Below are 13,886 nucleotides of genomic sequence, written 5' to 3'. Positions count from 1 at the left end.
TTGCAACGGAAAAATCGCACGTGGAAGATCTTGGTACAATTTCAAGTAGTGGATTCATGGTCCACGTTGAACATCTTCGTGATTGGAAACGGCTAGCTGGCTCTCCCACATCGGGGTCGTCCGAACGACGCGATTTCAATCCCAAGACACGCCGCTAGACGGACGGAAAAATGCTGGAGTACCCAAAATGAAAAAGATTGTTCTCACTGCCGCCGCCCTTCTGGCCATTTCCGGCAGCGCCTTCGCTGGTAGCGATCACTATGGTGCGAATGGCCCCGCGGCCACTGCTGCCGACAGCTCTTACACCGCTTCGATCAAGAAGTCGGAACCGGCTGCTCAGACGCCCACCCACGGTGCTGACCGCAACCTCTTCGGCAACAACTAACAGCCGATCTCCAGCAGGCGGCGGGTTTGGCCTGCCGTCCTGGCGACATTCGAAGAATTCAGGAGACTTGAAATGAAGAAGATCGCTCTTGCTGCCGTCGCCGTTCTGGCCATTTCCGGCAGCGCTTTCGCCGGCAGTGACAATTATGGTTCGAATGGCGCTAGCCAGCCGGCCGCCACGTCGACCGACAACTCATACACCGCTTCGATCAAGAAGTCCGAACCGGCGGCTCAGACGCCTACGCACGGTGCCGACCGCAACCTGTTCGGCAACAACTAATATCAACGACAACCGGCGGGCTTGCCCGCCGCTTGGATTCGCGAATACCGGAGTACCCGAAATGAAAAAGATTGTTCTTACCGCCGCCGCTCTTCTGATTGCCGCCGGCAGCGCCTATGCGGCCAACGACAATGTTGGCGGCACCGACATCAACAAGCAGGCGACGACCGCCAATGTCGACACTTCGCATACCGGCTCGATCCGCAATGAAGGATCGCCTGTCTACAAGCTGCTCAATTCCTCGGGTGACGCACAGAAGTCCGCCCCACAGGGCAGCGACCGGAATCTCTTCGGCCGTTAATAGCCGATGTGGAATACAAAAAGAGCCGCGGGCCGATGCCTGCGGCTCTTTTTTATCACCAGAACCCTGTTTCAGGCCGCCTTTGCCTCTACCTCGTGAAGCGCGAAGGAGCGGCCGTCCGCGTCGAAGATATGAAGGTCGCCGGCATCGGCGGTCAGCCGCAGCGTCGAGCCGCGCTTGACCTCGACATTGCCAGGCAGCTTGGTCACCAGGGGCAGGTCGGTCCTGCCGATGTCGACATAGACCAGCTGGACCTCGCCGAGTTGTTCGATATAGTCGACCGTCCCTTCGAACAGATAGTCCGTGCCGCTGGCGATCGCGAGATCTTCCGGGCGCACGCCGAAGCTTACCGCCGCGCCCTTCGCCGAAGCCGGTGTCGCGATCGGCACCGTCGCCTTGCGTCCGCCGACATGACTGATCACGGTCGGGCTGCCGGTCCTGTCGACGGTCGCCGGCAGGATGTTCATGGCCGGCGAGCCGATGAACTGGGCGACGAACAGATTGCCGGGCCTCTTGTAGAGTTCCATCGGTGTTCCGACCTGCTCGATATGGCCCTCCTTCAGCACCACGATACGGTCGGCCAGCGTCATCGCCTCGACCTGGTCGTGGGTGACGTAGATCATGGTCGTGTTGGGCATCGATTCCTTGAGCTTGGCGATCTCGATACGCGTGGCGACACGCAGCGCGGCGTCAAGGTTCGACAGCGGCTCATCGAACAGGAACACTTTCGGATTGCGCACGATGGCGCGGCCGATGGCGACGCGCTGACGCTGACCGCCCGACATCGCCTTGGGCAGACGGTCGAGATACTTGGTCAGCTGCAGGATTTCCGCCGCCTGGCGCACGCGCTTGTCGATCTCGGCCTTGCTTTCCTTGCCGATCTTCATCGAGAAGGCCATGTTGTCGTAGACGGTCATGTGCGGATAGAGGGCGTAGGACTGGAACACCATGGCGATGCCCCGCTTCGACGGCGGCACGTCGTTGACAACCTCGCCGTCGATCCTGAGTTCGCCTGAGGTGATCTCCTCGAGCCCGGCGATGGACCGCAGCAAGGTCGACTTGCCGCAGCCCGACGGGCCGACGAAGACGATGAACTCGCCCGATTTGATGTCGAGGTCGATGCCGTGGAGAATGTTGAGATTGCCGTAGGACTTCTTCACTTGTCGCAGCGTGACATCGGCCATGATTTTCTCCCGGTGATTTGAAATTCAGTCTATGCGCCCGAACCAGGCGCCGTAGCCGCCGAGGCGGACGGTGCCTGTGTCTGCCTTCTCCGAAAATCCGTGTCCCGGCAAAGGTTGCAGCGATCGGTCGCCAAGGTCAACCTCGGCCGGCTTGGCGCCCAGATTGAAGACACAGACGATCTGCTCATTGCCTGCCCGGCGCGTGAAGGCGACGGTGTCGCCCTGGCTTTCGATGAAATTGATATCGCCCTTGGCCAGCGCCGGATGGGCGCGGCGGAAGGCGAGAAAGCGCCGGTAGTGCTCGAGCAGTGACGTCTCGTCACCCTGCTGTACATTGACCGCCTGCGACAGATGCTTGGCCGGCACCGGCAACCATGGCTTTGCCTGGGAGAAGCCGCCATTCTTGGCGCTGCCGTCCCACACCATGGGCGTGCGGCAGCCATCCCGGCCCTTGAATTCCGGCCAGAAGCGGATGCCATAGGGATCCTGCAGGTCCTCGAAGCGCAGGTCGGCCTCGCCGAGCCCGAGTTCTTCGCCCTGATAGATGCAGACCGAGCCGCGCAGCGACATCAGCAATGCCGAAATGACCTTGAGATAGGCGACCGGGTCGGCCTCGTTGGCGGCCCAGCGCGAGGCCGGGCGCATCACGTCATGGTTGGAAAACGCCCAGCACGACCAGCCGTCGCTGGCGACCTTGCCGAAGGCTTCCAATACCGAGCGGACCTTGGCGGCGCTGATCTTCTCCGGCGCCAGGAAGTCGAAGGAATAGCACATGTGCACGCGCTTGCCGCCGGCGGTGTAGGCCGCGACCACGTCCAGCCCGCGCTGCGAATCGCCGACCTCGCCGACCGCGGCGGTTGCCGGATATTCGTCGAGCAGCGCGCGGAAACGCTCGAGGAAACCAAGGTTCTCCGGGCGGCTCTTGTCGTAGATATGGTCCTGGTAATTGTAGGGATTGACCGCCGGCGCGGTCTGGTCGTTTCGCTCCTCGGGCGGCAGCGGCGGATTGTTTTCCAGCCCCTGGCTGTGGAAATAGAAATTGATGGTGTCGAGCCGGAAGCCGTCGACGCCGCGCCCCAGCCAGAAACGGGTGACGTCGAGCAGCGCGTCCTGGACCTCATGGTTGTGGAAGTTGAGGTCCGGCTGCTCGGCGAGAAAATTGTGCATGTAATATTGCTGGCGGCTGGTGTCCCACTGCCAGGCCGATCCGCCGAAGATCGACAGCCAGTTGTTGGGTGGCGTGCCGTCGGGTCTGGCATCCGCCCAGACATACCAGTCCGCCTTGGGATTGGTGCGGCTCGACCGGCTCTCCTTGAACCACGGATGGATGTCGGCGGTGTGCGACAGCACTTCGTCGATCATCACCTTGAGGCCCAGCCGGTGCGATTCCGCAACCAGCGCATCGAAATCGGCAAGCGTGCCGAACATCGGGTCGACGTCGCAATAGTCCGACACGTCGTAGCCGAAATCCTTCATCGGCGATTTGAAGAAGGGCGAGATCCAGATGGCGTCCGCGCCAAGCGCGGCGATGTAGGGCAGGCGCCGTACTATGCCTTTCAGGTCGCCGATGCCGTCGCCGTCGGAGTCCTGGTAGGAGCGCGGATAGATTTGATAGATGACCGCGCCACGCCACCAGTCACGGTCGATGGCGGGATCCGGTCTCGAAGTCGCCTTCAAAGCCGATTGCATTGTCTCAACCTCCTTTCACCGAGCCGGCCAGCAGCCCGCGGACGAAATAGCGCTGCAGGGAGAAGAAGACGATCAGCGGCACGATGATGGTGATGAAGGCTGATGTCGTCAGGATCTCCCAATTGCCGCCGCGTGAGCCGAGCAGCGCATTGAGCTTGGCCGTCAGCACGATCTGGTCGGGCGCCGTACCGAGGAAAACCATCGCCACCAGGAGATCGTTCCATACCCACAGGAATTGGAAGATGGCGAAGGAGGCAAGCACTGGGAAAGACAGTGGCAGCACGATCTTGACGAAGATCTCGAAGTCGCTGGCGCCGTCGATGCGCGCCGATTCCATGATCTCGCGCGGCAGGCCGGCAATGTAGCTGCGCAACAAATAGATGGCGAAGGGCAGGCCGAATCCGGTGTGCGCCAGCCAGATGCCGAGATAGGTCTTTGACGGCACGCCGAAGAAAGTGCCGACGCCATTATAGAGCCTGAGCAGTGGAATGAGCGACATCTGCAGGGGGACTACTAGCAGGCCGATGATGACCGCGATCAAAAGCGCGCGGCCGGGAAAGCGCATCCACGCCAGCGCATAGGCCGCGAAAGCCGCGATCAGGATCGGGATAACCGTCGCCGGGATGGTGACCGTCAGCGAGTTCACGAAGGAGCGGCCGATGCCTTCCGAGAACAGCACGGTCTGATAGTTGTCGGTGGTGAATTTCGGCGGAGCCGAGGAGGCGAAATAGACACGCTGGCCGCGATCGCCTTCGAACGGCTTGGGCGAGGCAAGCACGAAACTGCCGTCGGCGTTGACCTGCAGGGTCACGCCGTCACCGAGATCCGCTGGCGTGCCGGCCGGATACTGTGTCGGCGCGGCGGCCTTGACACCGAAGGCGCTGATCGCGCGCTTGGCGCCATCGCCGAAAATGTTGCCTTCGATGACGTATTTGCCGTCCTTCTGGGTCTGCGTCGAGGCGGCCGGCAATCGTCCGGCCTCAGTCTGGCTCGAACTGGCAAAGGAATTCCACCAGCCCGAGGCGACGATCTGATCCTTGTCGCGCAGCGACGAGACGAGGATACCGAGCGTGGGGATGGTCCAGATCACGACGAAGACGAGCACCGCGATGTGGACGCCGAAACGGCCGACAAAGGACTTTCCGGTGGTGACGGCCATCTCAGTGCCCTCCCGTCTCTTTGTTGGCCTGACGGATGTTCCAGATCATGATCGGAATGACCGCGATCATGATGATGATGGCGATCGTGGCACCGCGGCCGAAATCGCCGCCGCCGCGGAACATCCAGTCGAACATCAGATTGGCCAGCACCTGGCTATTCCATTGGCCGTTGGTCATGGTCAGCACGATGTCGAACACTTTCAGCACCAGGATGGTGATTGTGGTCCACACCACCGCGATGGTGCCCCAGATCTGCGGCACCATGATCTTCCAGAAGATCTGGAACGGGTTGGCGCCGTCGATGACCGCGGCCTCCAGCGTTTCTTCCGGAATGCCGCGCAGCGCCGAGGACAGGATAACCATGGCAAAGCCGGTCTGGATCCAGATCAGGATGATCATCAGGAAGAAATTGTTCCAGAACGGCAGCGATATCCACACCTGCGGCTGGCCGCCGAAATGCTGGATGACGGCGTTAAGCAGGCCGATCTGGATCTGGCCTTCACCACGATATTCGTAGATGAATTTCCAGATCACGCTGGCGCCGACGAAGGAGATGGCCAGCGGCAGGAAGATCAGGCTCTTGGCAATCGTGCCCCACCAGATCTTGTCGGTGAGCACGGCGATGATCAGGCCAAGGAAGGTGCAGGCCGCCGGCACCACCGCCAGCCACAGGATGTTGTTCAGGATCGAGTTTCGCAGATCCTGATCGCGCAACGCCCATTCATAGTTGGCAAGCCCTATGAAACTGGTGCCGCCACGGTCGAAGACGGAGAGCCACAGCGTCGCGATCACCGGATAAATCAGGTAGATGGTCAGGATGATCAGAGCCGGGCCGACGAACAGCCAGGGCCGCACCAATCCCTGCCGGCGCAGATTGTTGACGGCAGCCGTGCCGGAGACCCCGCGCGAGGGGAATATCAGGTCGAGCAGTTTGTTGGCGCCCCAGAAATAGGCGACACAGCCGCCGACGCCGATGATGATGACAAATATGGCCGAGAAGATCTGAGTCGCCATGGGTCCCTCTCCCTGCGCATGATCGGCCAGGCAGTGCTGGCGACCGGATGCACCGACTTTCAGTTGTTCGGAACAATCGAAACGCTAAGGCATCCGGTGTGCGGCGCCGGTCGGACCCGGGCCGTAGCCCGGATCCAGCAGGAGGATCTGGAAGGTTCAGGTCGCGTCGCAGCGGCCTACTTGATTGCGTCCCAGCTCTTCTGGACATCGGTGGCGACGTCCTGCGCGGACTTGCCCCCGACCAGGTCGATCATGCCGGTCCAGAAGGAGCCCGCACCGATCTTGCCGGGCATGAGGTCGGAGCCGTCGAACCGCACCGTCGTCGCTCCGATCAGGATCTCGCCCTGCTTCTTAAGCGCCTCGCTGCCATAGGCGTCCTTGTTGGCCGCCTTGAACGGGGTGACGAAGCTCTTCTGCGCCATCCACAATTCATGCGCGAGCGGCATCTGCAGGAACTTGATGAATTCGCGCGATGCCTTGGAATCCTTGGTGATCATCACCAGCGTTCCGGCCACTTCCAGCGGCGTGCCCAGTTCCGGCTTTGAGGCGAAAGGCGGATAGTAGAAGAAGTCCGCGTCCTGGCCGAGCTTCACGCCCTCCGGGAAGAAGGAAGGGATGAACGACGCCTGATGGTGCATGTAGCACTTCGGCGGTACGGTAAAGAGGCCCTTCGGGCTGTCACGGAAGTCGGTCGCGGCCACGGCCTTGGCACCGCCATCCACCATCTTGTCGTCGGTGGCGATCTTGCCGAAAATGTCGATGGCGTTGACCACAGCCGGATCGTTGAACGGGATCTCGTTCTTCACCCATTTGTCGTAGACTTCCGGCGGCTGCGTGCGCAGCATGATGTCCTCGACCCAATCGGTCGCCGGCCAGCCGGTGGCGCCGCCGGAGCCAAGCCCGATGCACCACGGTTTGCCACCATCGGCGATGATCTTCTTTTCGAGGTCGGCGAGTTCCTCCTGCGTCTTAGGCACCTTGTAGCCGGCTTCCTGGAAATTGTCGGGGGAGTACCAGACCAGCCCCTTCACGTCGATCTTGTAGGGAAAGGCGTAGAAGCCGGACTTGCCGTCCTTGCCTGTGTAGGTGCCGAGCTTGGCCCAGGAGTCACCTGCGGCGTAGTTCTCCTTGATCCAGGCGGCCACGTCGTCGCCCAGCGGGGTGAGCACGCCCTTGGAAGCAAGGTCCTGGATGAGGCCCGGCTGCGGCAGGACGGCGATGTTGGGCGGGCTGCCGGCCTGGGTGTCGATGACGATCTGCTGCTCGTAGTTCTCGGACGAGGAATATTTGACCTCCGCGCCGGTGGCCTCGGAGAAATAATCGAGTACCGAACGGACAAGCGTCTCGTCCTCGCCACGCCATGGCCCGAAGATCGACAGGGTCTCACCCTTGAGATCGACCTTCTTGAGGTCTTCGTAATTCGCCCAGTGAAAACGCGGATCCTCGCCTGGTTTGAACTTCAGTTCGGCCTGCGCGGGCGCGCTCAGGGCAAGCGTGGCAAACGCTACACCCAGCAAAAGCATTTTCTTCATCGGTATTCCCTCCCAGTGGGTCACATGCACCGGACGGAACCTCCATTCCGCCCGCCGACGCCGCAGGACTGTGACTCAGTCGCAAGGGAACCGCAACCTTTCGAAGAGTCTTCCAAAGCGCTTTGGCTACTTCGATCTCGCCATTGAATCGACCGGAAGTCAAGAGGGCGGCAGCCTAGTCGATTTAATCTCGGCCGCTTGGAGTCCAAAAGTGCGCCGCAGCATAGTTTCTGGCGCTGCAGCAGCAATTTTTGTTTCAAACTCACGCCTCGCGCGCTTATGGTTATCATCTCACGGCCGCGCACTTGCAGTGCTTGGGTCGATTCAATTTAAAAGCGCTTTGAGGCGAGGAGGCCTCTCGTGAATCTCAAGCAACTCGCGCATATGCTGGCGCTCTCGCAGACCACGGTAAGCCGTGCGCTGAACGGCTATCCAGAGGTCAACGAGGAGACGCGCAGGCGCGTCATGGACGCAGCCAAGCGGCATGGCTATCGCCCCAACCCGAGCGCGCGCCGGCTGGCGACCGGCAAGTCGGGGATGATCGGCTACGTCCTGCCGACGGGTGCGGCCGTCGACATCGATCCGCATTTCGTCGAATTTCTCTCCGGCCTCGGCGACTATGCCCGCGCGCACGAACTCGACCTCGTACTGTCGCCGGCCGACGCCGACGACCAGGAGACGACCTACCGGCGTATCGTCGCCAACCGGCAGGTCGACGCCGTCTACATTTCCTCGCCACGGCCGGCCGACCGGCGCGTGGCGCTGGTCAACACACTCGGCATTCCGTTCATCGTCCATGGCCGCAGCGAAGGCTTCGGTTTCGACTATCCCTATCTCGACATCGACAATGAGGGCGCCTTCCACGAGGCGGCGCGGCTGCTCGTTCAACTCGGTCACCGGCGGCTGGCGCTGATCAATGGCGACGACCGCGAGACCTTCGCCATCCACCGCGAGCGCGGCGTGCGCCGCGCGCTCGCCGCGAGCGGGTTGACCCTGGGCGACCGCCATGTCTGCTCCCTCGCCATGACCGAGGAGAACGGCTATCGCGCCACCAGGCGCCTGCTCGAACAGGATGGCGCGCCCACCGCGATCGCCTGCTCCAGCCTGATCATGGCGCTGGGCGTCGTGCGCGCGGTGCGCGACCTTGGCCTCAGCATTCCCGGTGACGTCTCGCTGATCGCTCATGACGACGTCTTTCCCTGGCTGAGACCCGAAAATTTCTCCGTTCCGCTGTCGACGACGCGCTCCTCCATCCGTCTCGCCGGCGCCCGTGTCGCCGAGCGGCTGGCGGCGCGGATCTCGGGGCTGGAAGAGGGCGCGCGTGGCGAGATCTGGCCGGTCGACCTGGTGGTCAGGGGATCGGTCGCCGGGGCGCCGGTCTAGGTGCCAAAAGGTCAATCATTTGAATGAGTGAGGGCAACCTATTGCAGATCCGCAAATCGCCCTGAACGCCCTCGTTCTGAGCCTGCAGCCAACTATCGCCTTTCTCGGAATTTTCGCCTAAGACCCTTGGACTAAGAATAGTGGGGACTCGAATGCTTAAAGAAGAAATTGACGACGCAAAGCGTGCAGTGAATACAGACACTGTTCAGATTACAATCGGAGAAGTGGGGTAATGTGTACACTTCAAAAGAATTAAATATTCTACCAGATTTTCAGAGATTGTTTCGATGGACTAACGAGAGAAAATCTAATTTTGTCGAGTCAATATTAATCGGGATCCCGGTGCCGCCGGTGTTTGTGTATGAAAATGAGGATGGTACGTGGGAATTGATTGATGGCCTTCAGCGAATTTCCACTCTCCTCGAGTTCATGGGCGTGTTGAAGGATGTCGACTCCGGTGAAAGTCGTCGATCCAAACTTCAAAAGACCAAGTATTTGCCATCGCTTGAAGGGATGGTTTGGGAGCATAAGGAAGATAACGAGGTGCCGCTCGATAAGGCATTGCAATTGTTCTTCCGAAGAGCTCGAGTGGATTTCCAGATTCTCAAGCATCCCAGCGATCCAAAGACCAAGTTCGATCTCTTTCAGCGCCTCAACCGAGGCGGTGCTTATGCCAACGAGCAAGAGGTTAGGACTTGTTCCATGGTCTTGGCCAATGCCGAGTTCACTCAGGCGATACGCACATTCGCGCAGCGGGATGATGTTAAGGGCATTTTCCAAATTACCAATGAACAAAAGGGCACGCAACGTGATGTGGAATACATAGTGCGGCTAATCGTGCATACGTTTGCTGACTACGACCGCAGCTTAGACGTGCAAGAATTCCTTGATGCTACGATTGTTGACATATTGGCCGGGAAGGATCGCGTAGAAGTTATGCAAACGATCACTTGGACAGTGGAGACCCTCCATAGAGTGCTTGGCAACGGAGCGTTGATCCCGCCGCAAGATGCCGGTGAAGGCATCGCCAATCGGTTCTCTTTGCGGGCGCTTGAAGCCATTGCGGTGGGGATCGGTCGGAACAAGGTTGCAATTATGAATCATGGACATCCAGACCAGTTTGTTGCCGAAAGAATCCAGCGCTTCTGGCAACGGCCGGAGGTCGCTGACATGAGCGCATCCGGGCTACGCGGGACCGTAAGATTACAACGAACCATTCCATTTGGGGAGCAATGGTTCAGCCCGAATGCCTAAACTGGACGACTTCTTTGATGAGATCGACGCTGCAAGGGTGCGACGAGCGAAGGAACTCTCCGAGGTCAAGAGATCATTCGGCCGACTCGCGGGCAATGATGTCTACGGCGTTGCGTCCAAGGCGGTTGTCGTGCTCGCCTATGCCAATTGGGAGGGTTTCTACAATGAATGTGTGCGCGCTTACCTGAAATTTTTAGTTGAGAAAGGCGGTAGGGTTCGGGACCAGGACTGGATGCTTTTGGTCAGCGCGTTTCATGCGGATTTTGAAAGCATGCGAGACAGAAACCATTCGCTCGATTCGCGCCAGGCTTTCGTCAAGAATCTGCAAGCCCGCATCGACTGTGGGTTCGACTCGGTTGATGGCAAAATCGTCGAAGCTCGTTCCAATTTGGACTTCGCGAGGCTGTCTGAAAACTACGGCCTTCCCAACTTCGATCTATCCACAATGCAAAAGGTCCGAAATCGACTAGACAAGGAACTGGTCGGTTGGCGGCATGCGGTCGCTCATGGAGACTCTCCCGACCTCACAACTATGGATGTGGAGGCTCACATCAATTTCACGTCTTCGCTACTCATACTAATTGCCGACCGATTCCAGTTCGCAATGCTGGCAAGGATTTAGCCGGGATTCCTAAAAGCAGCACACTACTCCTTAGCCGCCTCAGCTCCCTTGATATCCAGCAGCCCATAGCCGAAGTCGTTGTCGCGCCCCTTGGGGCCGAGATCCCTGGCAGTCGTGGCGAGCGCCTTCTCGATGTTGTCGGCCGAGCGGTCGGGCGCGGCATGGATCAGGTTGGCGATTGCGCCGGAGACGATCGCGGCGGCAAATGACGTGCCGGTAACCACGTCCGAACCGGCGCCGCTCGGCGCCACCATCTCGACGCCCGGCGCCGAGATGAAGACGTAGGCGCCGCGATTGGCCTGCGGCATCAGCGCGTCCTTGGCGTCGGTAGCGGTCACCGCGATGACGCCGTCGAAGGCGGCCGGATAGCCATAGGGCGCTTTCGGCCCGTTGTTGCCGGCGGCGGCGACCAGCACCATGCCGAGCGCCCACGCATTGCGGCAGGCGGTGCCGAGCAGGTCGTTCTTCGGGCCGACGAAGCTCATGTTGATGATGCTGACGTTCTGCTCGGCAGCCCAGTCGAGCGCTGACAGGATGACGTCCATCGTCGACTTGCCGCCTTCGAAGGCGCGGGCGTGATAGATGCGGGCGCCCGGTGCCATGCCCTCCAGCGCGCCGACACCGGCGATCAGCCCGTCGACCGAGGTGCCATGGTCGCGCTTTTCGATCGGCACATCGGGCATGGCATCGAATTGCGCGGCGATGACGCCGGCCAGCGCAGGATTGCTGTCGTCGATGCCGGTATCGATCACCGCGACACGGACGTTCTCGCCGCTGGCCTGTCTGGAATCGAGCGCGATGCGGTCAAAGGCATAGTTTATGATGCCGGCCGCCTGCTGCAGCGAGTAGATGTGGTTGGGTTCGCGCCGCTGCGTGCGGCCGTCGGCGGCAAGCTGTGCCAATACCACGCCGACGGGGCGGCCGTCAGGAATGCCGAAGCGGACCAGAGTGGTGCCGAGCAGCCGGGACTGGCGCTGCGAGCGCACTTCGAGGCCAAAGGAGGCGGCGATCTGCTGCACGGCGCCGGCATCGCCATCGACCGTCACCAGCACCTCGTCGGGCACGAAGTCACCGGCGACGGCGCGCGGCGGCTGAACGGCGATGAGATCGGTCGGCGACACGATCGGCCCGCTCGGCGGCGGACCGGCCTGGTTGTTGGCCGGCGGCGTCGCCGGCTGCGGCCGTGGGGCCGGCACCGGCGCAGGGTTGGGAAAAAGATCGACGATCAGGGCGGGAAGAAAGACCGCCTGACCAGGACCCGCGTCGCCGGCCCTGTTCTTGGCGCCATTGCCGTCCTTGGCGCAATCGGCACCGGCCGCGTTGGCCCCGTTGCGACAGTCGATTTTCGTGCCGTCCGGATTGGTCCCGCTGGTCTGCGCCGAGGCAGGCACGGCCGCGATTGTCGCCGCCGCCGCCAAAGCAATTCCAGCAAAAGTGCGTAGTGGTTTTCCGTCCGGAATTGCGAAAAGGAAAGCGGATGGAGCGGATCGACGTTTCGGTGAAACGGTGAACCGCTCCAGGATCGCCGCAAATCGAATGACCGCCTCAGCCGCCATCAGCCGGTTTCCTTCCCTCGATCACAGTCTCGGTGAAAGGCTGGGCGGCAATAAGGCCGAGCTCCTTGGTGTAGTCGGCCGTGTTGGCTGCGGGAATGGCGAGCCGGAACACGCCGTCGGCGGTCGGTCCGCCGATGATCTTCAGCCCTTTGCCGCCGAGGAAGCTGGAAACGTCGGACATCTTCGCATCCGGCTTGAACTTGACCAGCGCGAACGGCATCTTCGCCAGATCGTCCTCGGCGCCGGCAATCTCGAAATCCTTGCCTTTGCCGCCGGGCTGCACCAGCGACTGCACCACGATCAGCGCCAGCAGGACCGCCGCCGCCGCCCAGGCGACACCGGCGGGCACCGCCATGAAGCGGCCCCAGGCCTGCGCCAGCCAGGACGAGCCGGCCGGCATCCGCGCCGGTCCTGCCTCTGCCTCGAGCGTCTTGGCGAAGCGGCTGAGCGCGTCGGCGGGCGGGCGGATCGCTTCATTGGCGGCTGATGTGCCCGAGAATTCGGCCTCGGCCTCGCCAAGGGCGGCAAGAGCGGCCGGATCGCTGGCCAGCCATTCCTCGACGGCCTCCAGTTCGGCCCCTTCCAGCGAGCCGTTCAGATAGAACGGCAGCAGCGTTTCCATTTCGTCGCGGCGCGACATCTTTTCAGCGGCGCTCATGGCCACCCCCTGTCGTAACCGGCGGCCTTGAGGGCCTCGCCGAGTTTCTTGCGGGCGTAGAACATCCGGGTCTTGACGGTCGCCCCCGGGATGCCGAGCACCTCGCCGATCTCGGTCACCGACTGTCCATGAAAATAGGCGAGGTCGATCACCGTGCGGTGTTCTTCGGGCAAGGCGTCGATGAAACGCCGCAAGGCGGCGGCCTTGTCTTCCTTCATGGTGACGACTTCCGGCGTGTCGGCACTGTCGGGCACCGCGGCTGCGGCCTCATCGTCGATCCAGTCTTCCTTCTTCTTGCGCAGCAGCGACAGCGCCTTGAACCGGGCGATGCCGAGCAGCCACGTCGAGACTTCGGAGCGTCCTTCGAAACCCGGCGCCTGGCGCCACAATTCAAGGAACACTTCGTTCGCGATATCGTCAGCCATCATCTCCGATCCCGTCTGGCGCGCCACGAAGCGGTAGATCCGCGCGTGGTGACGCATGAACAGGAGCCGCACGGCGGCCCGGTCGCCCTTCGCGACCCGGTCGACAAGCGCGCGATCGGTCTCCGTCGCCGCCGTCATGGCCGGTCGAGCCGCCTGGCTCCTGCCTGCTCTGTCGCTGAACAGCCCAAAAAGGTTCATCCTCCGCCAAGGAATTCGCGGAGGCTAACCGAAGAGCGGGAAGGTTGCCAGAGTATCCCTTCTCCCCGTTCCACGGGGAGAAGGTGCCGGCAGGCGGATGAGGGGCAGCACGAGCGTTGGAGTGATCATATTCGACGTTTACGCTGCCCCTCACCCCTACCCGGAATGGGGCTAGCGTGCGCACACATCTGCTTCGGAGGGGTGTCAAGGGACGTATTGGCCGGGCGGCAGATGGGGCTTGAAGGG

At 61.4% G+C, this 13,886-nt stretch carries 14 protein-coding genes; 6 read left to right on the top strand and 8 right to left on the bottom strand.

Annotated elements, in window-relative coordinates; translation table 11 throughout:
* Positions 1-187 precede the first annotated feature (187 nt).
* The 3 genes from FJ548_RS27290 to FJ548_RS27280 all read left to right on the top strand — a co-directional run bounded on the left by FJ548_RS27290 (position 188) and on the right by FJ548_RS27280 (position 965).
* Positions 188-385, top strand: a complete 198-nt coding sequence (locus tag FJ548_RS27290; RefSeq protein WP_140606698.1) for a DUF680 domain-containing protein — start codon at positions 188-190, stop codon at positions 383-385.
* Between the two features lie 72 nt (positions 386-457).
* Positions 458-664 carry a DUF680 domain-containing protein gene (locus FJ548_RS27285; RefSeq protein ID WP_140606699.1) on the top strand — a complete coding sequence of 69 codons (207 nt, stop codon included), beginning with the start codon at positions 458-460 and terminating at the stop codon, positions 662-664.
* A gap of 61 nt (positions 665-725) precedes the next feature.
* Positions 726-965, top strand: coding sequence for a DUF680 domain-containing protein (locus tag FJ548_RS27280; protein WP_140606700.1), 240 nt, complete (start codon positions 726-728; stop codon positions 963-965).
* 71 nt (positions 966-1,036) lie between these two features.
* On the opposite strand, the gene ugpC is transcribed toward FJ548_RS27280, so the two are convergent.
* The 5 genes from ugpC to FJ548_RS27255 form a co-directional block, all read right to left on the bottom strand.
* Positions 1,037-2,149: a sn-glycerol-3-phosphate ABC transporter ATP-binding protein UgpC gene (ugpC, locus tag FJ548_RS27275; protein WP_140606701.1), complete on the bottom strand. Its 1,113-nt coding sequence runs from the start codon at positions 2,147-2,149 to the stop codon at positions 1,037-1,039.
* A gap of 24 nt (positions 2,150-2,173) precedes the next feature.
* Complete coding sequence (locus tag FJ548_RS27270; RefSeq protein ID WP_140606702.1) at positions 2,174-3,838, bottom strand: alpha-glucosidase family protein; 1,665 nt, start codon at positions 3,836-3,838, stop codon at positions 2,174-2,176.
* Between the two features lie 4 nt (positions 3,839-3,842).
* Positions 3,843-4,997, bottom strand: coding sequence for a carbohydrate ABC transporter permease (locus tag FJ548_RS27265; RefSeq protein ID WP_140606703.1), 1,155 nt, complete (start codon positions 4,995-4,997; stop codon positions 3,843-3,845).
* A gap of 1 nt (position 4,998) precedes the next feature.
* Positions 4,999-6,012 carry a sugar ABC transporter permease gene (locus FJ548_RS27260; RefSeq protein WP_140779521.1) on the bottom strand — a complete coding sequence of 338 codons (1,014 nt, stop codon included), beginning with the start codon at positions 6,010-6,012 and terminating at the stop codon, positions 4,999-5,001.
* 176 nt (positions 6,013-6,188) lie between these two features.
* On the bottom strand, positions 6,189-7,544 hold the full coding sequence (locus FJ548_RS27255; protein WP_140606705.1) for an ABC transporter substrate-binding protein: 1,356 nt from the start codon (positions 7,542-7,544) through the stop codon (positions 6,189-6,191).
* Between the two features lie 360 nt (positions 7,545-7,904).
* Between FJ548_RS27255 and FJ548_RS27250 the strand changes: the two genes are divergently transcribed.
* From FJ548_RS27250 to FJ548_RS27240, 3 genes are all read left to right on the top strand, one after another.
* Positions 7,905-8,927, top strand: coding sequence for a substrate-binding domain-containing protein (locus tag FJ548_RS27250; protein WP_140779520.1), 1,023 nt, complete (start codon positions 7,905-7,907; stop codon positions 8,925-8,927).
* A gap of 234 nt (positions 8,928-9,161) precedes the next feature.
* Complete coding sequence (locus FJ548_RS27245; RefSeq protein ID WP_210242706.1) at positions 9,162-10,181, top strand: DUF262 domain-containing protein; 1,020 nt, start codon at positions 9,162-9,164, stop codon at positions 10,179-10,181.
* Positions 10,174-10,803, top strand: a complete 630-nt coding sequence (locus FJ548_RS27240; protein ID WP_140779519.1) for an MAE_28990/MAE_18760 family HEPN-like nuclease — start codon at positions 10,174-10,176, stop codon at positions 10,801-10,803. Before FJ548_RS27245 ends, FJ548_RS27240 begins: the two co-directional genes overlap by 8 nt.
* A gap of 23 nt (positions 10,804-10,826) precedes the next feature.
* Here the strand turns inward: FJ548_RS27240 and FJ548_RS27235 are convergent, their stop codons facing one another.
* Genes FJ548_RS27235 through FJ548_RS27225 form a run of 3 tightly spaced genes read right to left on the bottom strand, consistent with a single transcriptional unit; the run spans position 10,827 to position 13,580 of the window.
* On the bottom strand, positions 10,827-12,359 hold the full coding sequence (locus tag FJ548_RS27235) for a S8 family serine peptidase (RefSeq protein WP_246678786.1): 1,533 nt from the start codon (positions 12,357-12,359) through the stop codon (positions 10,827-10,829).
* A complete protein-coding gene (locus FJ548_RS27230; protein ID WP_140606709.1) occupies positions 12,349-13,017 on the bottom strand; it encodes an anti-sigma factor in 669 nt (222 codons plus the stop codon). The genes FJ548_RS27235 and FJ548_RS27230 overlap by 11 nt, the downstream gene beginning before the upstream one ends.
* The gene (locus FJ548_RS27225; protein ID WP_140690811.1) at positions 13,014-13,580 is read right to left on the bottom strand and encodes a sigma-70 family RNA polymerase sigma factor; all 567 of its coding nucleotides are present in this window, start codon (positions 13,578-13,580) and stop codon (positions 13,014-13,016) included. Before FJ548_RS27225 ends, FJ548_RS27230 begins: the two co-directional genes overlap by 4 nt.
* Positions 13,581-13,886 lie beyond the last annotated feature (306 nt).

Origin of the sequence: Mesorhizobium sp. B2-4-17, from assembly GCF_006441275.1 — a bacterium.
Lineage (GTDB): Bacteria > Pseudomonadota > Alphaproteobacteria > Rhizobiales > Rhizobiaceae > Mesorhizobium.
The sequence above is the reverse complement of the archived record's forward strand: the minus strand, read 5'-3'. Positions and strand labels throughout refer to the sequence as shown.